Here is a 26,270-nt window from a genome sequence, read left to right on the forward strand (position 1 = left end):
CGGCGGCAAAATAACCCGCTCGACCTCGTCCTACCGTCGCACGTTCATGGTGTCGGCTTCACGGCTGACTCATGACGGGTCGACCTGCTTCCTGTGTCCGGCTAGACCAGCTTTCTGGTCTTCTGTCGGTCGGGCCTCAAGCCCGATTCGGGCTCGCACCTCTGCTGAGTCGAGCGGCCCTTGGACGCGCAACGCCCTGGGGAACGCCTTCTTCCGCTCGGCGGAGTCCAGGCACGCCAGAACGGGATGCAACCAAGCGCCCCTCCCAGCGTGCCGCCGCCGCGGATCGGGTACTAGCTTCCCGCCCTCGGCGACCACGCGCAGTAATTCCTCGGCCAGCGTCCTGGTCCGGCAGCCCACGCACGTGCGCACTGGGCCAAGCCCTTCCGGGGGACCCTCTCGACGTGCGGGAACCGGCCCTCGACGACGACCTGCCAAGATTCTACCTACTACCGCCTACTCAGCCGAACCCGATGTCGGTCCGGCCGCGTTCGCGGCTGTCTCAGCATCGCTACGGATGTCGATACGCCACCCGGTCAGCCGAGCGGCAAGCCTTGCGTTCTGGCCCTCTTTACCGATCGCGAGCGACAACTGGAAGTCCGGCACGACCACCCGTGCGGTCTTCGCGCGCTCGTCGACCACCCGCACTGATACAACCTTCGCAGGTGAGAGGGCATTCCCGACGAACGTGGCCGGATCGTCGGAGTAGTCGATGATATCGATCTTCTCGCCGGCGAGCTCGCTCATTACGTTTCGGACTCGAGCGCCCATCGGTCCGATACACGCGCCCTTGGCGTTGACCCCGGCGACCGTGGAACGCACCGCGATCTTGGAACGGTGACCTGCCTCACGTGCGACCGCGGGGATCTCCACGGTGCCGTCGGCGATCTCCGGGACCTCGAGCGCGAACAGTCTGCGGACCAGGTTGGGGTGCGTTCTGGACAGCGTGATCTGCGGGCCGCGGGCACCGCGCGTGACGCCCAGGACGTAGCACTTGATCCGCACGCCGTGCTCGTAGCGCTCGCCAGGCACCTGCTCGACAGCGGGCAGCACGCCCTCGGTGTCGCCAACCTGGACGACGACCATGCCGCGCGAGTTCGCCCGCGCGTCGCGCTGCACGACGCCTGCGACGATCTCACCTTCCTTGGCGGAGAACTCGCCGAACGTCTTCTCGTGCTCAGCGTCCCGCAGCCGCTGCAGGATCACCTGGCGGGCCGTGGTCGCCGCGATCCGGCCGAAGCCCTCCGGTGTGTCGTCCCACTCCTCGACGACCTCGCCCGCCGGGCCCAGCTGCTGGGCCAGTACGCGCACCACGCCGGTGCGCCGGTCGATGTCGATCTTGGCGTGCGGGACGTGCCCCTCGGTGTGCTTGTAGGCGGTGAGCAACGCCGTCTCGATGGCCTCGATGACCGTCTCGAATGGAATGTCTTTGTCGCGCTCGATGGCGCGCAGTGCGGCGATGTCGACGTTCACCGTGCCCCCTCCTGGCTACCGCCGCCCAGCCGGGCCAACTCCTCCGGCGGTGGTTGTTTGAACTCGACCTCGACGACGGCGTGGTCGACGGCGTCGAACGGCACCTGCCGCAGTTCGCCGCCGACGAGCATCTGCACGTCGTTCTCGCTGGTGTCGCCGACGCGCCCGGTGAACGTCTCGTCGGCGGTGCGCACCTTCACCAGACGCAGCCGCGCCCGGCGCCAGTGCCTCGGCTTGGTCAGCGGCCGGTCCAGCCCCGGTGAGGTCACTTCCAGGGTGTACGGGCCGCCAAGGACGTGGTCGTGCTCGTCGAGCACACCCGACACGGTGCGGCTCACGCCCGCGACCTCGTCGAGTTCGATGCCCTTCTCGGCGTCCACCACCACCTTGACCAGGCTGCGACGACCTGCGCGCTGAACCTCGAGCTGCTCGAGCTCGAAGCCTGCTGCGCCAACGGCGTCCCGTACGACGGGCTCCAGCGCCGCCCCGAGATCACCTTGCTGGTTCGCCACGTCCGCCGCTCCTGTTCTGGATGATGGTCTCGATCAGTTTCGAGTGTGTACAGCCCAGCGTATCTCGTCCAGCCGACACCGCCCGCCACGCAGGAGGGGTCCTGGCACTATGACGGACTGTGAAGAGCGTTTCCCGGCGTGCCGTGCTGGCGGTTCTTGCCGTTCCGTTGGTTCCCGCGTGCACGGCGGAGCCCAAGGCGCCGCCGCCACCGGATCCCTTGGCAGCCTTGGCGGAACAGGCTCGCAAGGACGCCGCCGCGGCGACCGCGTTGGCCGAGTCGAACCCGGATCTGGCGGCCATCGCCGGTGAGGTTGCCAAGGCACGCACCGCGCACGCGACCGCTCTGCAGGCCGAAGTGGACCGGATGCGTCCGCCGAAAACCACCACGTCCGCCCCGCCGACGTCCTCGGGTGCGAAGCCCGCGCCCGCGACGAAGGCCACGATGGTCGAAGCGCTGAAGGCGGCGGAGAAGCAGGCGGGCGAGTTGATCACGACCGTGTCCCGGTACCGGGCCGGGTTGCTTGGCTCGGTCGCCGCGGGGTGCGCGAGCCTGCGGGAGGTTGTCGCGTGACCCAACAGCCGACACAGCCATCCTCGTCCGCGAAGGCGGTGCCCGAGGACTCGGTCGACGCGGTGCAGCAGGCGCTCGGCGCCGAGCACGCCGCGATCTGGATCTACGGCCTGGTGAGCGCGTTTCTGCCGGGGTCGTTCAACAACGCGCTGAACGAGGGCGCGACGACGCACCGGGCCCGCCGCGACACCGTCGAACGGGCCCTGAACGCGGCCAATGTCGCCCCTAAGCCCGCCGAGGCGGCGTATGTGCCACCGCAGCCGGTGACCGACCAGGCGTCGAGCCTGGCCGTGCTGGCGATCGCGGAGTCCGACGCGACCGTGGCATGGCGGTCGGTCCTGGAGCACACCGACGACGCTGACCTGCGCAAAACCGCTCTCGAGGCGCTGACGAGCTCGGCTGTCCGGGCCACCAGGTGGCGCAAGGCGGCAGGCAGCACCCCGGCCGCGTCCGCGATGCCGGGCCAGCCGGGCTGAGCGGTCAGTTCTTCTTCAGCTGCTCGCCGAAGGCCAGCGCGTCGGTGCTGATCTCCTCGAGCTTGGCCTCGTCGGCCTTCTTGCTGCCGCCCTCGATGTCCGACTCGACGATGATCACGTCGTTGCCGCTGATCTTCGCGGCGAAGGCGCCGTTTGCCAGCGAGTTCAGCCCGTTGACCTTCACCCGGCCGTCCTTGACCAGGTCGTTGACGTTGCCGGTGCCGTCGGTCTCGGTCAGTTTCTTCAGCTCCGCGGCGTCGGCGGCACTGGGCATCCGCACCACCGCGACGGAGCTGTACACCGTCTTGCCGTCGACTGTGGTGGTGTAGAGCTCACGGATGACCTCGGTGCACGGCTTCTTCTCGAAGAAGTCCTGCACCTTGTGGTACGACACGCGAGCGCAGTTGCTGTCGCGCACCGGAGTGGCCACCTGCTCGTGCTTGACGAACTTGAACTTCGTCTGCGGCTGGGACTGCTCGGTCGGCTGCGTGGTCGAGTCGGGCGTGTTGCCGCCCTGCTGGATCAGCCACCACAACATGCCCGATACCGCCGCGACGCCCACCAGGCCAAGCCCTTTGAGCACGTACTCGCGGGTCTTGCTCTTCCCGGGCTCTGGCCCGCGTCGAGGCGGCGCAGCCGGGTGCGACGGCACTCGCGGGATGCGCGTCGTCTGGTCCGGGTTGTTGTACTGACCCGGGCGGTAAGGATCGGACACGACACGCACGGTACCTAGTCCATCAGTCCCGGAGTGCCGAGAGTACCGATTCGATATCTCCGGCGGTGTTGTACAGATGGCACGCGAGTCGTACTCGACCTGCACGGACACTGGATTTCACGCCCGCGGCGGCCAGTTTCTCGGCCGCATCCGGGATGTCGAGCGACACGATCGCGGATCCCTTCGGTGCCAACCCGAGCGCGACCAGCAGGCCGTCGGCGAGGCCGACGCAGTGGTCACGCACCGCCTCGATGTCCAGCGATGCCAGCCACGGCACCACAATCGCGGCGGTGAGCTGGGAGAACCACACCGGCGAAAGGTCAAGCCCGCGCGCGTCCGAGGCCAGCCGCAAGGGAAGCCCGTACACCGTGGACCACGGATCCTCGCCCGCGTACCAGTTCGCCGCGATGGGAACGGTGCGCTCCAACGTTTCCGGCTTCACCGCCATCCACGCGGCACCGCGCGGGGACATCAACCATTTGTAGCAAGCGCCGATGACCCAGTCAGCCCAGTCCAAGCGCAGGGGCATCCAGCCCGCTGCCTGTGTGACGTCAAGCAGGACCTGCGTCCCGGCGGCGGCCGCGGCGTCACGTAACGATTCGAGATCGACCACGGTCCCGTCGGCCGATTGCACCACGCTGACCGCGACGAGATCGAAACGGTCCACACAGGACGGCAGCTCGGCTAGGTCGACCTCGGTCACCGTCACCCCGCGATGTGCTTGCGAGGCAAAGGGAAAAGAGACACTGGTGAATTCGCCGCGTGCGGTGACCACGCGGGTGCCGTCCGGGACACTCGCGGCGACGAGACTGATCAGCTGCGAAACGCTTGCCCCGGAGGCAACCGTGCTCTCCTCGACGCCGATCAGCGCACCCCACGCCTTTCGGGCAAGGCGTACATCCGAGTCGAAGTCGGGCGGTGCGTCCTTACCGGACTGCCAGCGCCGCACGGCATCCATCAAGCCGTCGACGGCTACTTTCGGTGGAATCCCGATACTCGCCGTGTTGAGATACCCGGCCGGGACATCGAAGGACTGCCCGAATGCGATGCGCACGGATGCACGTTACCCGGCATGATCCCGGATATGTACAGCGAAGAATTTCAGATCAGGACCGGTTCGCAGGAGGTCGTGCACGATCTGACCGACGTGTGCCGCCGGTTTCTGTCCGATGCCGACGCTTCGGACGGGCTGCTGCACGTGTGGGTGCCACATGCGACGGCCGGTCTCGCGGTGATCGAGACCGGCGCGGGCAGTGACGACGACCTGTTGACGGCGTTGGGTGACCTGCTGCCCAAGGACAACCGGTGGCAGCACCGGCACGGCTCGCCGGGACACGGCCGGGATCACGTGCTTCCCGCGTTCCTGCCGCCGTATGCGAGCGTGCCGGTGCTGGACGGCCGGATGGCCTTGGGCACGTGGCAGTCGGTGTGCCTAGTGGACACCAACGGGGACAACCCCGTTCGAACTGTTCGCCTCAGCTTCCTGGCGGGCTGACGCGGGCCAGAGGATCACCAGCAGCCCGGCGGCCGCCATCGCGCCGAGCACGATCAGGCCGGTGGTCACGTCGGGCGCGGAACCCGTGCCCTGCAACAGGCTGCGCAGCCCTTCGGCCGAGAACCGGAACGGCGTCCACGACCAGAGGACGTCCCGGTAGAACGGGTGCAGCAGCTCGGGCACCTGACCGGCGACCGCGGGCGCGATCAGGTACAGCGGTGCCAGGATCGCCGCGGCCCGGATCCCTAGCAGCCGCAACAAAGCGCCCTGCACGCCGGTGAAAGCGAGTGCGGCGAGCAGCATGAAGCCGAGCACGTCCCAGCCGAGCGGCAGGGTGGAATCCCACAGCAGCACCAGAAGCGCGACCACGCCGACCGAGAGGACGCTGGCGGCCAACGGAAGCGTGATCCGCGCGGCGAGGCCAGGCGTTGCCCGGTCGCGCGTCTTCATGAACACGAACAGCAATCCCGCGACCAGACCCGCGATCCACAACAGAGCGCTGCCCGCCAGCGGCACGACACGGCCCGCAGTACTCGACGGATGCAGTGTGATCACGTGTGGTGGCTGACCTTGGCTCAGCACACTCGCGGCACCGGTCAGGACCTGTTGCGCGACTTGCGTTCCACCCGGGTTGATCGCGCCGGACAGCACGACCGTGACCGGGTTGCCGAGTTCGAGGACGCCGTAGACCTCTTTGTCCTCAAGCAGTTGGCGCCCTTCGGCGGGCGTCACGGCCCGCCACGCGACATGCTCGCCGCCCTGTCTGGCTAACTGTTCGACGACTTGCGGCGGTCCGGCGACCGCGAGGGGCACGTGATCCGGGTTCACCGTGGCCTGCGCACCGAAGGTCAGCAGTCCGAGTACGGCCGCGACCAGGGCGCCGAGCAGGCTCGCGGCAAGGGCTTTGGCGGTCATCACGCCACCTTTCTCATCAACTGTTGAATTAATGGGGAGAGTACGCCTCGACGTCCCGCTAAATCAACCGATGTTGAAATGAGGCGTTGATCACGGTCCCTGTTCGGCGGCGCCGATCACGAAGGGCTACCGTGCGGGTGTGGTTTTGCGACGGTCGACTCGACTGCTTGTCACCATCGGCGTCGTCGCCGCGCTGCTCGTGGCCGGCGGAATCGCGGCGGCGTCCCTGCTCACCCGCACCACCGAGGTCCCGGCCGCCCACTTCGACGAGCCCGCGGCCGCGCCGCCGCACGACACCTGGCAGACCGTGACCGACGCCGTCGCGAAGGTGAGCTACGACGTCCCGCCGGACTGGGAACTCGCTGACGCGGAGGAATCGCTCACCACGTCCAACGGCGTCAAACTCGGCAACCTCGTCGACTGGGGCCGCTACACCTGCCAAGGCGCCGAGTACGGCCGTGCTTTCACCGCGAGTGGCCTCGCGCAGCCCGATCGCAGGCCGGGCAAAGCCGCCGCCGAACTCGCCGCAGCCGTCGCCGCCGACCAGTACAGCGACGGCCACCGGACAGCGGCGGTCAATGTCGGCAAACCGCAACCACTTTCGGTCGAAGGCGGCCAAGGAGCCGTGGTCCAGGCCGACGCGACGCTGCCCGACTCGACCGACCAGTGCACCGGCAGCAAGGGCACCGTCACCGTGGTCGCGCTGGCCACACAGGCGGGCAACTCCGTGGTCGTCGTGGCCGCGGACGCCGTGCCGGGCGCCGAGGAACCCACTCCCCTCGCCGACCCCGCCCGGCTCGACGCGATCGTCAAGAGCCTGCGCGTAGTGCCTTAGGGATCGTGCCTGGCCACCAAGGCTCGCAGGGCCGCGATCTCGGCCGCCAGCGCTTCCCGGCCGGTTTCCGTGATGCTGACCCAGGTGCGTGGCCGCCTGCCCTCGTACCCCTTCTCGATGTCAAGCAGCCCGGCCTGGTTCAACACAGTGATGTGCCGGGAGAGGTTGCCTCCGGTCAGGTCCAGCGCTTCCCGCAGATACCCGAACTCGACCCGCTTGGACTCGGCCGCGATGGTCAAGATGCCCAGCCGATGCCGCTGGTGCACGACATCGTTGAGGTCGTTTGTCGGGTGCGCGCTCATTCAGCCGCACGCCTTGACCGGACAAGCGCAATCACGCCGCCGATCATAAGCACCGCCGCTGGTGGTGCCGCGTCGAGCAGCAGACGCCATTCAGCGTCCAGCTCGAGCAGCCTCCCCAACCCGGATACGTTCGCGTGCGCGGTCGCCACGCCGAACAGCACAGCGATCACAGCGAGCAGCGGACTGCGCTCCAGCCAAGCCAGCACGGCCAGCGCCGCGGCGATGATCAGCAGCGGAACGAGACCGTGGAGCAAGAAGACGGCGATCGCCGAGAACGCCACCACCGCGGACAAGCCCACCACGGCGATGGCGCTCACCCACAGACGCTTCCATCGGGTGCCGACGAAAGCGGCCGTGCCTGACACGATCACAGCACCGATCACGATGGGCGCGATGATCTCCGGCCTCGAGTACAGCGAGATGTCGTAGTTGGACCAGACGATCAGTTCGAACAGCTGCCCGCCGAACATCAGCGCTACCGGCACGGCCGCGGCGAGCAGGAAATAGCCGCCCAGTCTTCCCTCGACCCCGGTCGCCAAGCCGCGCCTGTGATACCACCACACCGAGGCCCCGACACACAGGATCAGCCCGATCGTCCAGTACCACACGGCCACCGAGTCGCCACCGTGCCAGGGCGTCGACCCGATCTCCATGGCCGTGAACGGGATCGGGTCACTCACATAGTGAGCTGACAGCGCCCAGTAGCACAGCGGAGCGAGCAGGATCAGCGCGGCGAACAGCAACAGCGGTAACCAGTAGCCGTGCCGGTCCCTGCGGACCTTCCGGCGCAACTGACGCAGATCGCTGAGCAGTTCGGCCGCGCTGTCACTCATGGGGCATTATCCTGCCTGATAAGCGTTGATGATGGTCTGCTCGACCATGGTGGAGTTCCAGTCGGTTGCCTTGGCCCGCAAGGAAACCGTGCTCGCACCGGGCGGGTACTCGATGAGTGCCGCGGCGTTGCCGACGACCTTGGCGGACGTCCAGGTCTTGCCTTCGTCGAAGGACACGTCCACGGTGAGGTTTTTCGCCGGTCGGTCGATCTCGGAGTGCTGCGACCGCAGGAACACCGGGACGACCGCGGGTTTGCCCGAGTTGCCGTCAAGCTTGGGCACGAACCTCATGGTGGAGACCGGAAGCATCCCCGGCTGTGCCGCGCTGGACCGGAACGTCCACGCGATACTCACCTGCGAGCTGAGCCTGGCAACGGAGGCACGGCTCGACTTCATCTCGATGCGGTACGTGCTGTCCTCGGGCGGGACCTCGAAAAAGCCGCCACCTCCCCCTTCGGTCTCGCCGAGCTTGACGCCGTCCCGGTAGAGGGCCGTACTGCCTTTGTCCTCTTTGGACCAGCCCGCGTTGCCATAGCCGTCGGAGTACATGCGCGCCGACGCCGAGATCTCGCCCGCACTCCGTTCGACACTGGGGGACGGGATTCCGGCATCCGGCACCGCCGGCCCCGCAATGGCGTAGTTGAAGGGCCGCTCGTGTGTCCCGGCCGGGTAGCGCTGTGCCCTCGCGTGCAACATATGGTCGGCTTCCCACGGTGGTGGCGGTTCCTGGGCGGCCACCACCTCGCGCAGCTCAGGAATCCAGTGGGTGTCCGTGTTGTAGTACTCGGTTCGCGCGCTGGGCAACGGCACTTCCATGGCCTTCGCGGAGCCGCGTTCGTCGTCGATCAACGACGGTCCGGTCGCCGGCACCACCAACCGATACGCCATCGTGCCCTCCCGCGAGGCGCCGAACTTCGCGTGCACCTTGGCCAGTTCACGATGACTCGGTGTGCGCCGGAACCCGTCGGGCAGGCCGTCGTCGAAGTGCCAGGCCAGGGCGTAGAAGTCCTTGCCCTGCCATTGAGTGTTGATCCACGCCGTCACGTCCTTGGTCCGCGGACCAAGGTGTGCGATGCCCACTCCCTCCAGGCTGTCCACGTTCAAGATGCCGAACGGGAGGCTGATGTCGCCCCACACCAGCTTGGCCGTCGGGTCGGGAACCTTGACCACCACGGGTTTCGCCGCCCTGGCATCGAGATCGAGGGTGACGTCCTTGGTCATGTCGAGGTTCGGATACGTCAGGAAGTCTCTGTTCTCTTTGCCAGTGATCGTGCTGACCAGCGCGTACTGTCCCGTGAACAGCTTGATCGACCCCTCGGCGACCGGGGTGAGTTCGTAGGTTTCCTTGTTGACCACGTAGGTGTCGTGCTCTTGGGCTGTCGTTCCGTCCCTCCCGATGTGATGCACCGTCAGAAGGACGGTGTCCTGGGCCGAAGCAGGTGTCGCACTGCCGAGCAGGAGAAGGGCGGCAGCGAGCAGGACTCTTCGCATTCTTGACCCCCAATATGCTTGCGATGCAGTTAAGTTTGCATTGCAAACCCAGTAGGTGTCAACGCGTGTCGATCAGCGGGAAGTCATGAGTGATCGGATTACGACACGCCGAAGAGGTCGCTCGATCGTGTCACTATGAGCCGGTGGGTAACCGAACGCTCGTACTGTGGGACATCGATCTGACGCTGGTCGACCTGGCCGGCATCGGCCGGGAGTGGTACTCCGCGGCGCTGTCCAACGCCCTCGGCCTCTCCCTGTCGCACCTGCCCGCGTTCCCCGGCCGGACCGAACGGGCGATCACCCATGAGCTGCTGTCCGCGCACGGCGCACAGGCCACCGAGGAGGAGATCCAGGCGATCTTCACCGAGCTGATCGCGATCGCCGAGGCGGAGCGCGACCTGCTGCACGAACGCGGACGCGTACTGCCCGGCGTGCTCGAGGTCGTCGCCGAACTCGCGACGCGCGACCACGTGGTGCAGTCGCTGGTGACCGGCAACCTGCCGGAGGTCTCCCATGTCAAGCTGGCCCCGTTCGGCCTGCTCGAACACATCGACCTGGAGATCGGCGGCTACGGCTCGCTGTCGGCGGAACGCAGCGACCTGGTGTCCGCGGCGATGCAGCTCGCCGCGGCGAAACACGGCGGCTTCGAGCCCGAATCGGTCGTCGTCATCGGCGACACGCCGCATGACGTGCGCGCCGCACTCGCCCACGGCGCCATCGCGATCGGCGTGGGCACGGGCCGCCACAGCTTGACGTCACTGAGGCAGGCAGGGGCGCACGCGGTGTTCCGTGACCTGTCTGACACCGAGAAAGTGCTTTCCGCAGTTCTTGACAGGCAACTACAGGACGGTCGCTAGTCTCACCCTCGTGAGTGCTCCAGGTGGGGGATACCAAGGTCTCGGTTACTACGACGAGCCGCAGCCCAAGAAGCCGACCGGCCTGATCGTGTCGGTGGTGGTCGCGGCCGTCGTGGTGGTCGGCCTGGTCATGACGCTGCTGATCGTGAACCCGACGAGCCCGGTGACCGGCGAGCCGCTTGCCGTGGCCAACCCGACGACGTCGCCGTCATCCCCGACCAGATCGGGCCCGTCGAACAACCCGCTGCAGCCCAAGGCGACCGGCGCGCCGAAGGTCGAGGGCTGGAAAGTGATCGCCGTCAACGACGGCCGAGAACTGCAGACCACCAAGGCCTACGACGTGCCGCAGAGCTGGGAACCGCTCACATCCACAGCCTCGTTCGGCTCAGGCGATACGAGGTTCACCCTCTACACCCCAGCGATCTACATGAGGGGCGTCTGCCCAGGCGCGCCGAACACGTTCCGTTCGATCGCCGGACTACTGACCGTGCAGAACACCGGTGACAACGCAGCACAGGCAGTCGCCGCGGCCCAACGCATCTCCGACGGCGCGTACGTCACCAAGGGAGGCGTCAAACCGAAGGTGACCATGGGCCAGCCACAGCCAGTTGTCGTGGACAAGGACAAGAAGGCTTCGACGGTTTCCGCGAAACTCGCGATCACTCCCGGGCCCGAGGACAAGTGCTCGCCGAATGCCGCGTCGGTGAGCGTCGTGGTGCTGGAGTCCAAGCCGACCGACAAGACCAGCGTGGTCATCGCCGCGTTCGCGGACCAGGGTGTTCCCGACGCGACCGCGGAAGCCGACCTGCTGAAGATCGTGACCAGCCTGCACCCGGCGAACTGACAAGCAAATGGCCCGGCATCCCTGCCGGGCCATCGCTTTGCGGACTTTGTCAGCTGCGCACAAGCGCCTTGAGGTGCTCGACGACCTCGGCGACGGGAACCTCGACGCGCTCGCCGCTCTTACGGTCCTTCACCTCAACCAAGCCGTTCGCCAGGCCCCGGCCGATCACCACGATCGTCGGCACACCGATCAGCTCGGCGTCCGCGAACTTCACGCCGGGCGAAGCCTTGCGGTCGTCCAGCAGCACCGTCACGCCGGCCTCGTCCAGCTCGCCGGCCAGCTTCTCGGCGTACTCCCGAATGCTGTCGTCCTTGCCCGCCATCACGATGTGCAGGTCGAACGGGCTGACGTTGCGGGGCCAGATCAGGCCCTTGTCGTCGTGGTACTGCTCGGCGACCACGGCGACCGCACGTGAGACGCCGATGCCGTACGAACCCATGGTGATCCGGATCGGCTTGGAGTCCGGGCCGAGCGCGTCCAGGCCGAACGCGTCCGCGTATTTGCGACCCAGCTGGAAGATGTGGCCGATCTCGATACCGCGCGCGGCGACCAGGGTGCCCTTGCCGTCCGGCGCGGGGTCGCCTTCGCGGACCTCGGCCGCTTCGATCGTGCCGTCCGGCGTGAAGTCCCTGCCGCACACCAGGTCCACCACGTGGTGGTCGGCCTTGTCGGCACCGGTGACCCACGCCGTGCCGCGCACGATCCGCGGGTCGACGAGGTAACGGACACCGTTCGCGGCGAGCGCGCCCGGGCCGATGTATCCCTTGACCAGGAAGGGATTCGCGGCGAAGTCCTTGTCTTCCAGCAACGCGACTTCGGCGGGTTCGAGGGAGGCCTCGAGGCGCTTCATGTCGACTTCACGGTCGCCGGGGACGCCGACGCCGAGCAGCGTCCAGTCCTTCGCACCCGGCTGCCGGGTCTTGACCAGGACGTTCTTCAACGTGTCGGCGGCCGTGAACTTCCGGTCCAGCTCCGCGTTGTTCAGGAAGTCGACCAGGGTCTCGATCGTCGGCGTGTTCGGCGTGTGGTGCACCTGCGCCTCGGGCTTGTCCTCAATGGACTGCTCGGGCGGCGCGGGCGTCACGACGGCCTCGACGTTCGCGGCGTAGTCGGAACCGGTGCTGCGGACGTAAGTGTCCTCACCGGACGCCGCGACGGCGAGGAACTCCTCGGACGCCGAGCCGCCCATCGCGCCGGACGTGGCCTTGACGATCACGTATTCCAGGCCGAGCCGGTCGAACGTCTTGATGTACGCGTCCCGGTGCAGCTGGTACGAGCCCGCCAGGCCTTCGTCGTCCAGGTCGAAGGAGTACGAGTCCTTCATGACGAACTCACGGCCGCGCAGGATGCCCGCGCGGGGACGCGCCTCGTCGCGGTACTTGGTCTGGATTTGGTACAGGATGACCGGGTAGTCCTTGTACGAGCTGTACTCGCCCTTCACCGTGAGCGTGAAGAGCTCCTCGTGCGTCGGACCGAGCAGGTAGTCCGCGCCCTTGCGGTCCTTCAGACGGAACAGGTTGGGGCCGTACTCGGTCCACCGGTTGGTCGCCTCGTAGGGCTCGCGGGGCAGCAGTGCGGGGAACTGGATCTCCTGCGCGCCCATCGCGTCCATCTCCTCGCGGACGATGGCCTCGACCTTGCGCAGCACCCGCATGCCCAGCGGCAGCCAGGAGTAACCGCCCGGGGCCACCCGGCGGACGTAGCCGGCGCGTACCAGCAGCTTGTGGCTCGGTACCTCGGCGTCCGCCGGATCCTCACGCAAGGTGCGCAGGAACAGCGACGACATCCTGGTGATCACGGCGTTCACTCCTCGTGGCGATAGTGCCTAATGAGGGTAGTGAACGCCGTCCGCACACTTCCAACCGGTTATATGACCCGCTCGTTCCCGCCGTCCACCGGGACCTGCGCGCCGGTGGTGAAACCGAAGGTCGCCGAGCACATCTCGGCCACCAACCTGCCCACTCCGGCGCTGGTCACTTCGGTTTTGAGCACGTTGCGGCGCTTGTAGTCGCCAACCGACATGCCGTAGTGGGCGGCCCGTTGTTCGAGGACTTCCCGCGTCCAGAGACCGGTGTCGAAAACGGCGTCCGGGTGGACCGTGTTCACACGGATTCCGTCCGCCGCCCATTCCAGTGCGGCGACCCGGGCCAGTTGGGTCACGGCCGCTTTCGAGGCCGAATACGCGGCCGCGCCAGGGCCAGGGGCCGGCACGTTCTTGGACGCGATGACGACCACCCGGCCACCGTTCGGTGCCAGTTTGAGGAACGGGTGCACCTGCGTGAACAGCTCGGCGATCGCGTCGGTGTTCACGGCCAGTGTCCGCCGCCAGGTCTGCTGATCGAGCTCGGCGATCGGGGTGTTGCCGGGGAAGACCCCGGCCGACGGGATCACCATGTCGATTCCGCCGAACCGCTCGACCCCTTGCGCAATCGCTTGCTTGATGGCCTGGGAGTCGGTCACGTCCGCTCGCACGCCGAGGTAGTCCGCCGTGCTTTCGGTTTCGGTCAGGTCCACGCCGATCACGCTGGCGCCCTTGGCTTTGAGCGCTCGCACGCACGCCTTGCCGATGCCCGACGCGGCTCCCGTGACCAGCGCGACCTCGCCGGTGAACTCGGCCGGCGCACCCGCGAGCTTGAGTTTGGCCTGTTCGAGCTCCCAGTACTCGACCTCGAACAGGTCCTTCTCGGACAGGGCCTGATACGTGCCGATCCGCTCGGCGTTCTCGATGATCCGGATGGTGTGCCGGTAGATGTCCCTGGCGATGTCGGCGTCCTTGGCACGCTTGCCGATCGTGAGCATGCCCAGTTGCGGATCGAGGATCACCCGCGGCTCGGCGTCGAGCATCACCAGGCCGTCGGTGGCGTTCTCGGCGAAGTACTCCCGGTAGTCCCGGCGGAAAGCGTCGATGTCCCTGCCGATCAGCGGAACCCGTTTGGTGCGGATGATGTGGTCCGGGGTGGCCGGGCCCCTGGTGGCCACGTCGGCCAGGTCCGCGCGGTTGACGAAGGCCATCGTCGCCGGATCGGTGTGCCTGCTGACGATCATCGGGCCGATTTCCTTGCGGATCTTCGCGATCGCCAGCGGGTCGAGCACGACCGGCTCGGCAGCCGCGCTCGTGTGCTCGCCGATTCGGGCCTCGGCCGCGCTGACCAACTGGATGTGCCGGTCGTAGGCCTCTTTGGCGGTGTCGCCGAACGTGAACAGGCCGTGGTTCATCAGGACCACACCGACGATGTCGTCGGTGAGCTGTTCCTGGAAGAGCTCGGCGGCGACGCGTGCGAGTTTGAACCCGGGCATCACATACGGCACGACGATGACCTTGTCCCCGTAGACCTCTTTGACCAGCGGCTCCCGCTGGTTGGTCAACGTGATCACCGCGTCGGAGTGGCTGTGCAGCACCGAGGTGTGCGGCAACAGCACGTGCATCAACGTTTCCACGCTGGGGTCTGGTGCTTTGGCGTCCAGCAGGGCGCATCGCAGCTCGTTCATCATCCGGCTGTCCGGCAGTTCCTCGAGCCGCACCAGTTGCCGCAGCCGCTCAAGGCGCAGCGGCGCGAAGCCCGGCCGTTCGATGGTCGCCAGATCCCAGCCGCTTCCCTTGACGTACAGGACTTCCACTGGTTCGCCGGTGATGTCCTGGACGGTCATCTTGACCGACGTGTTGCCGCCGCCGTGCAGGACGAGGCCGGGCTCCGCGCCGAGCAGCCGCGAGGCTTGGACGCAGTCATCGAGCGGGTCGGGATACGTTTCAGCCCAACGGTTTTCCATTGATGATCCGTTCATCGGTGACGATCGCGGTGACCAAGTCTGCCGGAGTGACGTCGAAGGCGTAGTTCAGCGCCTTGCTGCCGTCTGGCGTGTGTTCGCCAAGGATCTCGGCGGCGTCCCTGATCTCGATCTCGACCTGTGAACCGTCCGGTGTGTCCGGGTCGATCGTGGATTCCGGCGCGGCGACAAGGAAAGGAATGCCCGCCCGATGCGCGGCGAGAGCCAGCGGATACGTGCCGATCTTGTTGACCACATCGCCGTTGGCCGCGATCCGGTCAGCGCCCACGATCACAGCGTCGACCAGCCCTCTGGCGAGAACAGTTGGCCCTGCGGAGTCGACAACTACCGTGTGGTCGATACCCATCTGCTGCAGTTCCCACGCCGTCAAACGCGCGCCTTGCAGCAGCGGACGCGTTTCGTCGAGGTAGACGTGCCCTATGGCGCCACGCTCTTGCAGAGCTCTGACAACGCCTAAGGCCGTCCCCCACTCGACGCACGCGAGCGCGCCCGCGTTGCAGTGCGTATGGACGTTGATTCGTGGTCCGAGGCGGTCGATCAGCCACTGCGCGCCTCTACGGCCGAGGTCGGCGTTGCGCCGGATGTCGTCTTCGAGGATGTGCTTGGCCTCTTCGATCATGGCTTCGGCGCCCTGATCGAGTTCGGCGAGCACTTTGCCGACTCCCCACGACAAGTTCACGGCGGTCGGCCGGGCCTTGCTGATCTTCTCGGCCGCCTCGCGCACGTCATCGCCGTTTTTCGCGGCCAGCGCGACACCGAGAGCGCCGGCGACGCCCAGGGCCGGTGCGCCTCTGACGGCCAAGCGTTTGATCGAGTCGATGAGTTCGTCGACCGTGTCGACGTGGATGACCTTCACGGTGCCGGGCAGCAGGGTCTGATCAATCAGGACAATTCGGTCGTTGCGCCAGTCGATCGTCCGCATGGGTCCTACTCTTCCAGCTTCTTCACCGCCTCGGCTTGGTCGCGCCGGTCGTTCACGCCACGCAACACGCCCGACGCCGCCCCGCCCGCAGCGGCAACCGACCGCTGAGCGGTGTCGGCTGCGTGGGGCGAGGTGGACCAGCGGTTGGGGGTGGGCGGCCCCGCAGGGGGTCGGAATGTGACAGTCCGGCTTTGGCGACCAAGCCCGTCCGAGCGGAGCGAGGACAATCCAAAACTGTCGGTGGTCGGGTCTAACGTCGCGGCCATGCACCTGAAGATGATCACCATTGACTGCGCTGAGCCCCGTGACCTGGCGACTTTCTGGACCGCGGCGCTCGGCACCGAGATCGCGAGCGACTATGAAGGCCATTTTGTGATGCTGGCGCCGTGGGACCCCTCGGGGGTGGCCCTCGGCCTGCAGAAGGTTCCCGAGGAGCTGGCCGGCAAGAACCGCGTCCACATCGACCTGCACACCGAGGACCGCATGGCTGAGGTCGACCGGTTAGTCGGCCTGGGGGCCGCCATAGTCGACGAGCAGAAGGTGCCGGGGCTGTCCTGGACAGTGCTGGCCGACCCGGCCGGGAACGTCTTCTGCGTAGCCGGAGAGGAGCACTAAGTAAACTTCCCAGCGTGCTCGTGCTGCTTCCGCCATCGGAGACCAAGGCCGAGGGCGGTTCCGGCCCTTCGCTCGACCTGACCGCGCTGTCGTTCCCCGAACTGGAGCCGGTCCGGGCGAAGCTGCTGGCCGCTCTGGTCGACCTCGCACAGGACGTCCCGGCCAGCCTGGCCGCGCTCGGCTTGTCGGAACGCCAGTCGGCCGAGGTCACGCGGAACGCGGAGCTGCATTCGTCGCCGACGATGCCTTCGTTGTCGCGCTACACGGGTGTGCTCTACGACGCATTGGACGTTCCCGGCATGAAACCGGCAGAGCGCCGTCGTGCCTCCGGGCGGCTCGCGGTGGCGTCGGCTCTGTTCGGGTTGGTCCGTGCGGACGATCACGTGCCCGCGTACCGGCTTTCGGCATCGAGTTCGGTCCCTGGGGTCGGGCCGCTGGGCGCACTGTGGCGCCCAGCGTTGGAGCCAGTTCTTGCCGGACTTGACGGCCTTGTCGTTGACATGCGTTCAGGCCCGTACGCCGGACTGGCCAAGATCCCCGGCGCCATCACAGTCAAAGTAGTGAGTGAGGAGAAAGGCGGACGTCGTCTCGCGGTCACGCACTTCAACAAGGCGCACAAGGGCAAACTGGCTCGCGCCCTGGCGTGCGCGCCATCCGAACCGGACTCCGTGCGCAAGATGATTGCCGTTGCGGCCAAAGCAGATCTGCGTCTCGAGCAGACCGGGCCGACCGCGCTCGAGCTCGTGATCTGACTTGCGCCGAAGGAATAAAGTGGACGCGTAACGTTCGCTACGTCACAGCGGGACTAATCGGTTCGAGGCCGAGGTTGTGCTTCAGGTAAGCTGATCAGTACTACGAGCGGCCACACGGGCCGCCAAGCTCCCCCCAATCCATTCGGCGCATCCGTGCGCCGGGCTCGTCCGGCGGAAAAACCTGCTCGGGACGTGCCAACTTCCGAGAGGTCTTCGTGTCACCGAAGTTCGACCAGCTGGGCCTGCCCCAGCCGCTACTCGCCGCCCTGTCCGAGGCCGGCATCGCCGAACCGTTCCCGATCCAGTCCGCGACCCTGCCCGACGCACTCGCGGGCAAGGACGTGCTCGGCCGGGCGCAGACCGGTTCCGGCAAAACCCTTGCCTTCGGCCTTGCTCTGCTGACCCAGCTGGACGGCGGCCGCGCCAAGCCGAAGCGGCCGCGCGCGCTCATCCTTGTCCCGACGCGGGAACTGGCCCTGCAGGTCAGTGACGCACTGTCGCCGCTCGCTCGCGCGCTCGGCCTGTGGTGCCGTGCCGCGGTCGGCGGAATGTCCTTCGTCAAGCAGGCCGAGGCGTTGCGCCGCGGTGTCGACTTGCTGATCGCCACGCCTGGCCGGTTGTCCGACCACGTGCGCCAGGGCACCGTCACCCTCCACGACATCCGGTACACGGCGATCGACGAAGCCGACCAGATGGCGGACATGGGTTTCCTGCCGCAGGTCCGCGAGATCATGGACCAGACCGACCCGACCGGCCAGCGGCTGCTGTTCTCCGCCACCCTCGACGGTGACGTTGACCAGCTGATCAGGCAGTACATGAAGAACCCGGTCACCCACTCGGTCGCACCCGCGACCGCCAGCGTGACCACAATGGACCACCATGTGCTGCTGGTTTCCCGCGACGACAAGCCGAACGTGATCGCCGAGGTCGCCGCCCGCGAGGGCCGCACGATCATGTTCGTGCGCACCAAGCACCACGTCGACCGGCTCGCCACCCGCCTGCGCTCCATCGGCATCAACGCCGGCGCGCTGCACGGCGGCAAGGCCCAGGGTGCACGCACCCGCGTGCTCGGCGAGTTCAAGGACGGCCACACGCCCGTGCTGATCGCGACGGACGTCGCCGCCCGCGGCATCCACGTCGACGACGTCAGCCTGGTCGTGCACGTCGACCCGCCCGCCGACCCGAAGGACTACCTGCACCGCGCAGGCCGCACGGCCCGCGCAGGCCAGTCCGGCACCGTCGTCACCCTGGTCACCCACGACCAGCGGCACAGCGTCCGCCGGATGACCGACCGCGCAGGCGTCCGCGCCCGCAACGTCAAGGTCCGCCCCGGCGACGCGGAGCTGATCCGCATCACCGGCGCCCGCACGCCGAGCGGCGAGCCCGTGCCCGAGCGCGTGATCGAACCCCGCCGCCCCAAGGGCCCCCGCACCGGAGGCTTCAAGGGCAACGGCGGCGGCCACCGCAAGTTCAACGGGGAGCGCAAGTTCTCCGGCGGTGACCGCAAGTTCGGCGGCGAACGGAAGTTCTCCGGCGAGCGCAAGCGCGACGGCTCCGCCCAAGGCGGCAACCGCCCGTTCCGCGGCAAGCGCGACGGCGGCCGCCACTCCGGCCGCAAGGTCGCTGCGGAATAAGAACGCACAAAGAAGCCCCCGGCTCCGGCCGGGGGCTTCTTGGCTTTCAGCCCAGTTCGGACAGGCCTGCGACGGGGCCGAATACGATGATCGCGGGTGGGCGGATGCCTGCCTCGCGAACGTCCTCAGTCACCTTGTCCAATGTGGATCGGACCACGCGCTGGTTACGGGTCGTGCCCTCCTGGACCACGGCGGCAGGTGTGTCGGCGGGACGCCCACCAGCCAATAGGGCCGCAGCGAACTCGCCGATTCGCTCGACGCCCATCAGCAGCACGATCGTGCCGCGGAGCCGGGCAAGCGCCGACCAGTCCACAAGGGACTGTTCTGAGTCCGGGCCGACGTGGCCGGAGACCACGACGACTTCGTGGGCCACTCCTCGGTGGGTCACTGGGACACCAGCAACCGCAGGGGCGGCGAACGCTGAAGTCACGCCAGGGACCACCGTCACCGGCACGCCGGCCTTGGCGCAGGCGATCAGTTCTTCGAAGCCGCGGCCGAACACATACGGGTCGCCGCCTTTCAAGCGCACCACGAACTTCCCTGCCAGCGCGTTCTCGACCAACGTCTGGTTGATCACGTCCTGGCTCGCCGCGCGCCCGTAAGGGATCTTCGCCGCATCCACGACCTCGACGCTCGGTGGGAGGTCGTCGAGTAGTTCGCGGGGCGCAAGCCGGTCTGCCACAACGACATCCGCGCGTGACAGCAGGCGGCGGCCGCGGACGGTGATCAGGTCGGGGTCACCAGGGCCGCCGCCGACCAAAGCCACGCCTGGCAGCTCCGAGGCCGACGGCCGTGCCTCGATACGGCCTGAGCGCAGCGCCTCAAGAAGCTCATCGCGTACGGCTCCCGAGCGGCGGTACTCGCCGCCAGCGAGAACACCGACCAACAGACCGTCGTGGTCGCCGACCGCGGGGGTGACGGCGCTGCCCTCGGTGCCTGCGTCGGCGCGGACGCAGAAGACACGGACCTCCTCGGCCTCCGCGGAGACCGCTGCATTCACTGCTGAGTCGGACGCACAACTCACCACGTACCAGGCGTCTGCGAGGTCGCCGTGCTGGTACGGCCGCTGGTGCCAGGTGATCTCGCCGTTGTCTGCCATTGCTTGGACGGCGGGGGTTGCCGATGGGGCGACCACCTCCACTCGTGCACCTGCGGACACAAGACGGGGCAGGCGTCGTTGCGCAACCGTGCCCGCGCCTACGACGACAACCCTGCGACCGGTCAGCGAGAGACCGGCCAGGTAATGCGGCTCGTTGTGCATGACGGACAGCATGCCTCGTCCCCTGGATGACTCGCGTCACGACGCCCATCGAATTCGTCACATCCACCGACTAATGTCCCCAAGGTGAGCGACGACTTCGACACACGGACGCTGCAGCTCAAGGGCGACATCATCGCGACCCTGGTGCGCGTGCCCGCCGACGGCGAGACCCGCGGCGCGATTCTCTACGTGCACGGATTCGCCGACTACTTCTTCCAGCGGCACGTCGCTGAGCACTTCACCGCGCAGGGCTACGACTTCTACGCGGTCGACCTGCGCTATTACGGTCGCTCGCTGCGTGACGGCGACACGCCGAACTTCGCCCTCGACCTGAGCATCTACTACGAGGAGCTGGACGCCGCCGCCGAACTGATCCGTGAGGACGGGCACGAGCGGTTCACGGTCATGGCGCACTCCACCGGCGGTCTGATCACGCCGTTGTGGCTGGACGCGCGCAAGGATCTCCCGGTCGACGCGCTCGTGCTGAACAGTCCGTGGTTCGAGCTCGCTGAGCCGTGGCTTGCGCGCACTGTCGGCACTGCCGCGATCAAGGCGCTCGGGCGCTATTTGCCGAAGCTCGTGCTGCGCCCCGGGCTTGGCGGGGTGTACGGCCAGAGCATCCACAAGGACCACCACGGCGAGTGGGATTTCGATCTCAAGATGAAGCCGCTCAACGCGTTCCCGGTGCTGCTGGGCTGGCTGCGGGCGATCCGGATCGGGCACGCCAAGCTCCAGGCCGGCCTTGATGTCCGTGTTCCCATCCTCGTGTTGCACTCGAGCCGCAGTCTGCTGCGTGCCAAGGCGTGGACGCCCGAGGCGATGACCGCCGACACCGTTCTGGATGTCGCCGACATGGTGAAATATGCGCCAAAACTGGGGCGTGACGTCACGGTCGTGGAGATCGCGGACGGTCTGCACGACCTGTTCCTGTCCGCCGAGGCGGTCCGGACCAAGGCGTTGACCGAAGTTGACAACTGGCTGGCCCGACAGGCGTCATAACCGATCACTTTCAGTACACAAGTGGTCAGGTAACCTCGGCGCATGTTCGCCGCCGAACGCCGCCAGGTCATCCTCGAACTCGTCAGATCCAACGGAGCCGTATCGCTGCGTGAGCTCGCGCGCATCGTCAAGACAAGCGAGGTGACGGTCCGCCGCGACCTGCGGCAACTGGAAGCCGAAGGCATGCTCGCGCGGCGACACGGCGGCGCCGTGGCCAACGACCGGACGGCCTACGAGCCCAGCTACAACGAGAAAACCGGGGTTGCCAGCGACGAGAAGGCGGCGATCGCGGACCTGGCCGCTGAACTGGTGTCACCAGGTGACGCCATCGTCATCGGCGCGGGAACGACCACGCTCGCGTTGGCCAAGCGGTTGGCTAGATTGTCCGAGTTAACGGTTGTCACGAATTCCCTCTTGGCTGCGCAAGCGTTTGCGAGATCGCCGGGAGTCGAGGTGATGGTCACTGGCGGCCTGTTGCGTGGCTCCATTCACGCCCTGGTCGGCAGCGCGGCCGAGAACAGTGTCGCGACTTTGCGTGTACGGCGTGCATTTCTCTCTGGCAACGGGCTTACGGCAGCCCGCGGTATGTCCACTCCGAACTCCGCCGTTGCCGCGATCGATCGCGCCTTGGCAGCGACCGCGAGCGAGGTCGTTGCCTTGATGGACAACACCAAGGTCGGCATCGACACAATGGTCCAAACGGTACCCGCGAGCAGCATCAGCCATGTCGTGACGGACGCGGCCGCCGACCCGGAAGAGCTTGCCGCGCTGCGATCTTCGGGCGTCACCGTCCACATTGCCCAATAGCGCATCAAGCAACAAAACGGTGTTGCGATGACCGATTTCCTGCCCTGAACCGATCAGTTTCGATCGTAACGCCACAGCCCTTGACGATTGGTCTGGACGCAGTAACTAATAGAACTCACGTCGTCACGAACGGGTGATCCCGTGTCCGCCGATCGGCTCAAAGGGAGGCTGGCTTGCTTGAAGCCGTACGGGTGACGAAACGGTTCGCCGGCGTGCCAGCCCTGCGTGACGTCGACTTCCTGCTGGAGCGCGGGCAAGTGCATGCACTGGCCGGGGAAAACGGCGCGGGCAAGTCCACTCTGGTCAAGGTACTGACCGGCGCGCTGCAGCCGGACAAGGGCATGGTGTTCCACAAGGGACAACCGGTTCAGTTCACCGGCCCGCATGACGCAATAGCGCGGGGAATCAGCACGGTGTACCAGGACACGAACCTGATCGGCTCGATGTCGGTCAGCGCCAACCTGTTTCTCGGCAGAGAGCCACGAAACCGGCTGGGGCTGGTGAATTTCCGACAGATGCACGCGGCCGCCACCCGGTTGCTCGACTCCTTCGGCCTGATGATCGATCCACGTCTGAAACTGCGGTCGTTCACCCCCGGCGTCCGGCAGATGATCGCCATCGCTCGCGCGGTGGACACGGATGCGCGAGTGGTGATCCTCGACGAACCCACGGCGTCACTGGAGCCACCGGAGATCGACACGCTCTTCGAAGTCATTCGCAAGCTGTACGAGCGCGATGTCGCCGTGGTGTACATCAGCCACCAGCTGACCGAGTTGTACCAGATCTGCAACCGCATCACGGTGTTGCGGGACGGCCAAGTCGTCCATAGTGGACTGATGTCGGCAATCGGCCCGAGCAAGCTGTTGGCCACGATGCTCGGTCGCGATCTTGCCGAGATCCATCCGCACCACACGCACTCCGCGTCGCGGAGGTCTGTTTTGCAGGCGCACGGGCTTTTTCGGCACGCCGCGATTGACAACGTTGACATCGACGTACGCGCAGGTGAAGTAGTAGGTCTCGGCGGGCTGCACGGTTCCGGCCGCAGTGAAACGGTCAAAGCCCTTGCCGGACTGGGACAACTCGACCGCGGCACGGTCGAGGTCCACGGCAAGCCGATCCAGACCGGCTCCGCGGCCAAAGCAATTCGCGCGGGCATCGTGCTGGTTCCTGAGGACCGCAAAGCAGAAGGGCTCATCCCCAGCTTGTCCGTGCGGGAGAACATCGTTCTCGCCGCGCTGCCGCGGCTGTCGCGCGCGGGCATCGTGTCACGGTCCAAACAGGACAAAGTGGTCGAGACGTTCATGCGGCGGTTGCGCATCCGGGCAGCCAGTGCGGAACAGCCGGTCCGGGAACTGTCCGGTGGCAACCAACAGAAGGTGATGCTTGCCAGATGGCTCGCGATGAGCCCGAAGGTGCTCCTGCTTGACGAGCCGACGCGCGGCATCGACGTCGCCGCCAAGCTCGAAGTCCGTGCCCTGGTTGACGAACTGGCCGCGCAAGGGCTTGGCATCGTGCTCGTGTCCAGTGACGTACAGGAGCTCGTCGCGGGCGCCGACCGGGTTGTCGTGCTGCGCGAAGGCGCCCGTATCGCGGAACTGAGTGGCGAACAGGTCACCACGGACAAGGTGATGTCGGTGATCGCCGAGGGGCCTCGATGACGCGAACCCAGGTCTGGGTGAGCCGTGGTTACTGCGTCTACGCGGCCCTCGCGGTGCTCGTGGTCATCAACTTCACGATCTCCGACGACTTCCTGTCCCTGGAAACGCTGTACACACAAGTGGTCGCGGTGGCGCCGGTGGTGATCGCGGCACTGGGCGTGGCATTGGTGATCGGGACCGGCGGGATCGACTTGTCCATCGGCGCGGTGATGGCGATCAGCACCGCGCTTTTTGCGGTGTCCCCCATGCTCGCACTGCTCGCCGGAGTTCTGGCCGGGACGTTGTCGGGTTCGCTCGTCGCGGTCTTCGGAGTCCAGCCGATCGTGGCGACATTGGCGATCCTGGTCGGCGGTCGCGGGCTGGCAAGCGTGCTCGCGGATGGCCAAACGCCGGGCAGCATCCCGTATCCGGTGTTGATCGCGGCAATTCTGGTTGTGCTCGTCGGTTTTCTGGTCCAGCGAACCACGTATGGCCGCCAGCTGGTCGCGATCGGCGGCAACCGCAAGGCTGCCGGATACTCAGGTCTTCCGGTGACCCGGGTGCTGATCACGACGTATGTCCTTTGCGGCCTGTTTGCCGCGTTGGCCGGTACTCTTCCTGCACCACAACATGTTTACCCGATCACCACCGGGCTGGCGTCGATCAGCGCGGTGATCGTCAGCGGAACACCGTTGTCGGGCGGGCAAGTCCGCGTATCCGGCACAGTCGCGGGCGCGTTCGTGATGCAGTTGCTCACGACGGCGTTGCTCACGTTGAAAACACCGACATCGGTCATCCTGATGGTCCACGCGGTGATCATCATTGTCGCGGTACTGCGGGGTACGCGATGACGCGTGTGGCGCCCGCGATTCTCGTACTGCTTCTGGTCTTCACCCCGCATCCGTTCAATCACCTGAGCACCGTGGCGAATCAGGCATCGGCACTCGCGATTGTCGCCGTGGGCATGACAATGGTCGTCGTCACCAAAGGCGTCGACCTATCCGTCGGTGCGGTCTATGCGTTGGGTGCTGTGCTCGCGGCTTACGCGTCGCAGTGGGGTGTGCTTCCCGCTTTACTGCTCCCGCTGGTCGCCGGTGCCTTTCTTGGTGCGACGCAAGGCTGGCTCATTGGCCGGAAACGCTTGGCGCCGTTCATCGTGACCATCAGCGGACTGCTTTTCGCCCGCGGCTTCGGGCATCTCATCACCAACGAAGGACAACGAATTCACACTGTGCCACCAGATTCAGGCTTCCGAGCGCTCGGGCACATCGCTGTCGCGATCGCACTGGGGGTCACGCTGCTGTGTGGATTGTTGTTGCGGCGCACGTCTTTCGGCATGCGTATGACGGCAGTCGGCGGCTCGGAGGATGCCAGCGACCTGATGGGCGTGCCCGTCGCGAGAACCAAGATCCTGGTGTACACACTGTCCGGCACGTTGGCCGGACTCGCGGGCGCGATCGCGGCCGCCCAACTCGGCTCGGCGACCGCGAACATCGGTATCGGCCTTGAACTGCAGGCAATCGCCGCCGTGGCCATCGGCGGCACGATGCTGTGCGGCGGTTCAGGCACGGTCGCGGGGACCTTGGCCGGGGTGGGGGTGCTCTGGATGATCCGTGACCTGGTCGACCAGAGCCCCGACATGCAGGCCGTGATCAGCGGCGCCCTGCTGATCGTGATCGTCGTGGCGTACGCCCTGCTCCGCCGGAAACGATCAGGCTCGTTTACGCAGACGGAGTGACGTCCAGCTGCCGTCGGCGGTCCAGCCGCCGTCGACCGGGAGTGCGACGCCGTTGATGAACCCGGACAACTCAGGATCGGCCAGAAAGGCCACGGCGGAGGCGATGTCGCCGGGTGCGGCGAAGCGGCCCATCGGGACCTGGCCGGTGATGTCGTCGTCGGTGTAACCGCCGCTGGCCTGGTCGGCGACGTCCATCTCGGTCTTGACCCAGCCGGGGCAGACGGCGTTCACGCGGACTCCCCTTCCGCCCCATTCCGCGGCCAATGTCCTGGTCAGGCCGATCAGGCCGTGTTTGCTCGTGTTGTACGCGGCCCGGTCCGAGACGCCTTGCAGGCCAGCGATGGACGCGATGTTCACGATCGATCCCGAGCCCGCGGCCAGCATGTCGCGGCCGAATTCCTGGCTGAGCAGGAAGGGCCCGGTCAGGTTGACGTCCAGCACCTTGCGCCACTGCTCGACGGTCGTGTCTTCGGCCGGTTGGAGCAACGAGACGCCCGCGTTGTTCACGAGTACGTCGATCCGGCCGAAAGTGGACCTGACCTGCGCGGCCAGCGATGCCACATCGGACGGATCACTCACGTCGCCGATCACCGTCAGGGCACCCGATTCGGCGGGTTCCCGCAGGTCAGTGAGGACTGTGGCGTATCCGCGGCCGGCCAGCGTCCGCGCGACTTCGCGGCCGATCCCTTGCGCGGCGCCGGTGATCACGGCGACAGGTGTGGTCATGGCGTCATCTCATCAGATTCGCCGATTGTTGGCGGAGCCGTCACCACCCATGATTAGCCTCGTTACCCGTCGC

At 66.8% G+C, this 26,270-nt stretch carries 28 protein-coding genes; 14 read left to right on the forward strand and 14 right to left on the reverse strand.

Features of this window, described 5'->3' with window-relative positions; genetic code table 11:
* Nucleotides 1-69: 69 nt before the first annotated feature.
* From B9C43_RS23460 to rimP, 3 genes are all read right to left on the reverse strand, one after another.
* Nucleotides 70-372: a YlxR family protein gene (locus B9C43_RS23460; RefSeq protein WP_084428973.1), complete on the reverse strand. Its 303-nt coding sequence runs from the start codon at nt 370-372 to the stop codon at nt 70-72.
* An 84-nt stretch (nt 373-456) separates the two neighbouring features.
* A complete protein-coding gene (nusA, locus tag B9C43_RS23465; protein ID WP_033381071.1) occupies nt 457-1,473 on the reverse strand; it encodes a transcription termination factor NusA in 1,017 nt (338 codons plus the stop codon).
* Entirely contained in the window at nt 1,470-1,985 is a 516-nt protein-coding gene (rimP, locus tag B9C43_RS23470; protein ID WP_033381070.1) for a ribosome maturation factor RimP, read from the reverse strand. The genes nusA and rimP overlap by 4 nt, the downstream gene beginning before the upstream one ends.
* 119 nt (nt 1,986-2,104) lie before the next feature.
* Between rimP and B9C43_RS58605 the strand changes: the two genes are divergently transcribed.
* The gene (locus B9C43_RS58605) at nt 2,105-2,557 is read left to right on the forward strand and encodes a hypothetical protein (protein WP_033381069.1); all 453 of its coding nucleotides are present in this window, start codon (nt 2,105-2,107) and stop codon (nt 2,555-2,557) included.
* On the forward strand, nt 2,554-3,033 hold the full coding sequence (locus B9C43_RS58610) for a ferritin-like domain-containing protein (RefSeq protein ID WP_235038782.1): 480 nt from the start codon (nt 2,554-2,556) through the stop codon (nt 3,031-3,033). The genes B9C43_RS58605 and B9C43_RS58610 overlap by 4 nt, the downstream gene beginning before the upstream one ends.
* A 4-nt stretch (nt 3,034-3,037) precedes the next feature.
* Here the strand turns inward: B9C43_RS58610 and B9C43_RS23480 are convergent, their stop codons facing one another.
* A complete protein-coding gene (locus B9C43_RS23480) occupies nt 3,038-3,748 on the reverse strand; it encodes a hypothetical protein (protein WP_143446515.1) in 711 nt (236 codons plus the stop codon).
* A gap of 22 nt (nt 3,749-3,770) precedes the next feature.
* The gene (locus B9C43_RS23485) at nt 3,771-4,802 is read right to left on the reverse strand and encodes an aminotransferase class V-fold PLP-dependent enzyme (protein ID WP_033381068.1); all 1,032 of its coding nucleotides are present in this window, start codon (nt 4,800-4,802) and stop codon (nt 3,771-3,773) included.
* Nucleotides 4,803-4,832: 30 nt separating this feature from the next.
* Here B9C43_RS23485 and B9C43_RS23490 point away from each other — a divergent pair, with 30 nt between their 5' ends.
* Nucleotides 4,833-5,243: a secondary thiamine-phosphate synthase enzyme YjbQ gene (locus B9C43_RS23490; protein ID WP_084428980.1), complete on the forward strand. Its 411-nt coding sequence runs from the start codon at nt 4,833-4,835 to the stop codon at nt 5,241-5,243.
* Here the strand turns inward: B9C43_RS23490 and B9C43_RS23495 are convergent.
* Nucleotides 5,181-6,158: a hypothetical protein gene (locus tag B9C43_RS23495; RefSeq protein WP_084428982.1), complete on the reverse strand. Its 978-nt coding sequence runs from the start codon at nt 6,156-6,158 to the stop codon at nt 5,181-5,183. The two genes, B9C43_RS23490 and B9C43_RS23495, sit on opposite strands and share 63 nt — an antisense overlap.
* A 139-nt stretch (nt 6,159-6,297) precedes the next feature.
* Between B9C43_RS23495 and B9C43_RS23500 the strand changes: the two genes are divergently transcribed.
* Nucleotides 6,298-6,993, forward strand: coding sequence for a DUF8017 domain-containing protein (locus tag B9C43_RS23500; RefSeq protein WP_084428984.1), 696 nt, complete (start codon nt 6,298-6,300; stop codon nt 6,991-6,993).
* Here B9C43_RS23500 and B9C43_RS23505 read toward each other — a convergent pair.
* The 3 genes from B9C43_RS23505 to B9C43_RS23515 are packed head-to-tail and all read right to left on the reverse strand — an operon-like array spanning nt 6,990 to nt 9,619.
* Nucleotides 6,990-7,295, reverse strand: coding sequence for a transcriptional regulator (locus tag B9C43_RS23505; protein ID WP_084428986.1), 306 nt, complete (start codon nt 7,293-7,295; stop codon nt 6,990-6,992). The genes B9C43_RS23500 and B9C43_RS23505 overlap by 4 nt on opposite strands.
* Nucleotides 7,292-8,128: a hypothetical protein gene (locus tag B9C43_RS23510; protein ID WP_084428988.1), complete on the reverse strand. Its 837-nt coding sequence runs from the start codon at nt 8,126-8,128 to the stop codon at nt 7,292-7,294. The genes B9C43_RS23505 and B9C43_RS23510 overlap by 4 nt, the downstream gene beginning before the upstream one ends.
* 6 nt (nt 8,129-8,134) lie before the next feature.
* Complete coding sequence (locus B9C43_RS23515; protein ID WP_084428990.1) at nt 8,135-9,619, reverse strand: hypothetical protein; 1,485 nt, start codon at nt 9,617-9,619, stop codon at nt 8,135-8,137.
* 143 nt (nt 9,620-9,762) lie between these two features.
* On the opposite strand from B9C43_RS23515, the gene B9C43_RS23520 reads away from it, so the two are divergent.
* Together B9C43_RS23520 and B9C43_RS23525 are read left to right on the forward strand one after the other, a co-directional pair.
* The gene (locus tag B9C43_RS23520; protein ID WP_084428992.1) at nt 9,763-10,476 is read left to right on the forward strand and encodes an HAD family hydrolase; all 714 of its coding nucleotides are present in this window, start codon (nt 9,763-9,765) and stop codon (nt 10,474-10,476) included.
* Nucleotides 10,477-10,486: 10 nt separating this feature from the next.
* Nucleotides 10,487-11,320: a DUF8017 domain-containing protein gene (locus tag B9C43_RS23525; protein WP_033381060.1), complete on the forward strand. Its 834-nt coding sequence runs from the start codon at nt 10,487-10,489 to the stop codon at nt 11,318-11,320.
* A 49-nt stretch (nt 11,321-11,369) separates the two neighbouring features.
* Here B9C43_RS23525 and B9C43_RS23530 read toward each other — a convergent pair whose 3' ends face one another.
* The 3 genes from B9C43_RS23530 to mtnA all read right to left on the reverse strand — a co-directional run bounded on the left by B9C43_RS23530 (nt 11,370) and on the right by mtnA (nt 16,028).
* Nucleotides 11,370-13,118, reverse strand: a complete 1,749-nt coding sequence (locus B9C43_RS23530) for a proline--tRNA ligase (protein WP_084429213.1) — start codon at nt 13,116-13,118, stop codon at nt 11,370-11,372.
* Nucleotides 13,119-13,186: 68 nt separating this feature from the next.
* Nucleotides 13,187-15,088: a bifunctional aldolase/short-chain dehydrogenase gene (locus B9C43_RS23535; protein ID WP_084428993.1), complete on the reverse strand. Its 1,902-nt coding sequence runs from the start codon at nt 15,086-15,088 to the stop codon at nt 13,187-13,189.
* The gene (mtnA, locus tag B9C43_RS23540; protein ID WP_084428995.1) at nt 15,069-16,028 is read right to left on the reverse strand and encodes an S-methyl-5-thioribose-1-phosphate isomerase; all 960 of its coding nucleotides are present in this window, start codon (nt 16,026-16,028) and stop codon (nt 15,069-15,071) included. Before mtnA ends, B9C43_RS23535 begins: the two co-directional genes overlap by 20 nt.
* Nucleotides 16,029-16,292: 264 nt before the next feature.
* Here mtnA and B9C43_RS23545 point away from each other — a divergent pair, with 264 nt between their 5' ends.
* The 3 genes from B9C43_RS23545 (at nt 16,293) to B9C43_RS23555 (ending at nt 19,029) form a co-directional block, all read left to right on the forward strand.
* The gene (locus tag B9C43_RS23545) at nt 16,293-16,643 is read left to right on the forward strand and encodes a VOC family protein (RefSeq protein ID WP_084429215.1); all 351 of its coding nucleotides are present in this window, start codon (nt 16,293-16,295) and stop codon (nt 16,641-16,643) included.
* A 14-nt stretch (nt 16,644-16,657) separates the two neighbouring features.
* The gene (gene yaaA, locus B9C43_RS23550; RefSeq protein WP_084428997.1) at nt 16,658-17,395 is read left to right on the forward strand and encodes a peroxide stress protein YaaA; all 738 of its coding nucleotides are present in this window, start codon (nt 16,658-16,660) and stop codon (nt 17,393-17,395) included.
* A gap of 215 nt (nt 17,396-17,610) precedes the next feature.
* On the forward strand, nt 17,611-19,029 hold the full coding sequence (locus B9C43_RS23555; RefSeq protein WP_033393316.1) for a DEAD/DEAH box helicase: 1,419 nt from the start codon (nt 17,611-17,613) through the stop codon (nt 19,027-19,029).
* Between the two features lie 46 nt (nt 19,030-19,075).
* On the opposite strand, the gene cobA is transcribed toward B9C43_RS23555, so the two are convergent.
* Entirely contained in the window at nt 19,076-20,290 is a 1,215-nt protein-coding gene (gene cobA, locus B9C43_RS23560; protein WP_235038783.1) for a uroporphyrinogen-III C-methyltransferase, read from the reverse strand.
* A gap of 84 nt (nt 20,291-20,374) precedes the next feature.
* On the opposite strand from cobA, the gene B9C43_RS23565 reads away from it, so the two are divergent.
* The 5 genes from B9C43_RS23565 (at nt 20,375) to B9C43_RS23585 (ending at nt 25,471) form a co-directional block, all read left to right on the forward strand.
* Nucleotides 20,375-21,289 (forward strand): alpha/beta hydrolase, encoded by a 915-nt coding sequence (locus tag B9C43_RS23565; RefSeq protein ID WP_200825650.1) that lies wholly within the window; start codon nt 20,375-20,377, stop codon nt 21,287-21,289.
* 42 nt (nt 21,290-21,331) lie between these two features.
* A complete protein-coding gene (locus B9C43_RS23570) occupies nt 21,332-22,096 on the forward strand; it encodes a DeoR/GlpR family DNA-binding transcription regulator (RefSeq protein ID WP_084429002.1) in 765 nt (254 codons plus the stop codon).
* A gap of 173 nt (nt 22,097-22,269) precedes the next feature.
* Nucleotides 22,270-23,754, forward strand: coding sequence for a sugar ABC transporter ATP-binding protein (locus tag B9C43_RS23575; protein WP_084429004.1), 1,485 nt, complete (start codon nt 22,270-22,272; stop codon nt 23,752-23,754).
* Nucleotides 23,751-24,584: an ABC transporter permease gene (locus B9C43_RS23580; protein ID WP_084429006.1), complete on the forward strand. Its 834-nt coding sequence runs from the start codon at nt 23,751-23,753 to the stop codon at nt 24,582-24,584. Before B9C43_RS23575 ends, B9C43_RS23580 begins: the two co-directional genes overlap by 4 nt.
* Nucleotides 24,581-25,471: an ABC transporter permease gene (locus B9C43_RS23585; protein WP_051897894.1), complete on the forward strand. Its 891-nt coding sequence runs from the start codon at nt 24,581-24,583 to the stop codon at nt 25,469-25,471. The genes B9C43_RS23580 and B9C43_RS23585 overlap by 4 nt, the downstream gene beginning before the upstream one ends.
* Here B9C43_RS23585 and B9C43_RS23590 read toward each other — a convergent pair.
* Complete coding sequence (locus tag B9C43_RS23590) at nt 25,445-26,197, reverse strand: SDR family NAD(P)-dependent oxidoreductase (RefSeq protein ID WP_084429008.1); 753 nt, start codon at nt 26,195-26,197, stop codon at nt 25,445-25,447. The two genes, B9C43_RS23585 and B9C43_RS23590, sit on opposite strands and share 27 nt — an antisense overlap.
* Between the last annotated feature and the right edge of the window lie 73 nt (nt 26,198-26,270).

The organism is Kibdelosporangium aridum (genome assembly GCF_900176515.1).
GTDB lineage: Bacteria > Actinomycetota > Actinomycetes > Mycobacteriales > Pseudonocardiaceae > Kibdelosporangium > Kibdelosporangium aridum.

Bases quoted from the DNA above. Each gene is read 5' to 3' on its own strand.
- B9C43_RS23580 (WP_084429006.1), top strand. From the start codon at position 23,751: ATGACGCGAACCCAGGTCTGGGTGAGCCGTGGTTACTGCGTCTACGCG.
- cobA (WP_235038783.1), bottom strand. From the start codon at position 20,290: ATGCACAACGAGCCGCATTACCTGGCCGGTCTCTCGCTGACCGGTCGC.
- B9C43_RS23490 (WP_084428980.1), top strand. From the start codon at position 4,833: ATGTACAGCGAAGAATTTCAGATCAGGACCGGTTCGCAGGAGGTCGTG.
- B9C43_RS23570 (WP_084429002.1), top strand. From the start codon at position 21,332: ATGTTCGCCGCCGAACGCCGCCAGGTCATCCTCGAACTCGTCAGATCC.
- B9C43_RS23545 (WP_084429215.1), top strand. From the start codon at position 16,293: ATGCACCTGAAGATGATCACCATTGACTGCGCTGAGCCCCGTGACCTG.
- B9C43_RS23505 (WP_084428986.1), bottom strand. From the start codon at position 7,295: ATGAGCGCGCACCCGACAAACGACCTCAACGATGTCGTGCACCAGCGG.
- B9C43_RS23535 (WP_084428993.1), bottom strand. From the start codon at position 15,088: ATGGAAAACCGTTGGGCTGAAACGTATCCCGACCCGCTCGATGACTGC.
- B9C43_RS23590 (WP_084429008.1), bottom strand. From the start codon at position 26,197: ATGACCACACCTGTCGCCGTGATCACCGGCGCCGCGCAAGGGATCGGC.
- B9C43_RS23515 (WP_084428990.1), bottom strand. From the start codon at position 9,619: ATGCGAAGAGTCCTGCTCGCTGCCGCCCTTCTCCTGCTCGGCAGTGCG.
- B9C43_RS23510 (WP_084428988.1), bottom strand. From the start codon at position 8,128: ATGAGTGACAGCGCGGCCGAACTGCTCAGCGATCTGCGTCAGTTGCGC.
- B9C43_RS23585 (WP_051897894.1), top strand. From the start codon at position 24,581: ATGACGCGTGTGGCGCCCGCGATTCTCGTACTGCTTCTGGTCTTCACC.
- B9C43_RS23495 (WP_084428982.1), bottom strand. From the start codon at position 6,158: ATGACCGCCAAAGCCCTTGCCGCGAGCCTGCTCGGCGCCCTGGTCGCG.
- mtnA (WP_084428995.1), bottom strand. From the start codon at position 16,028: ATGCGGACGATCGACTGGCGCAACGACCGAATTGTCCTGATTGATCAG.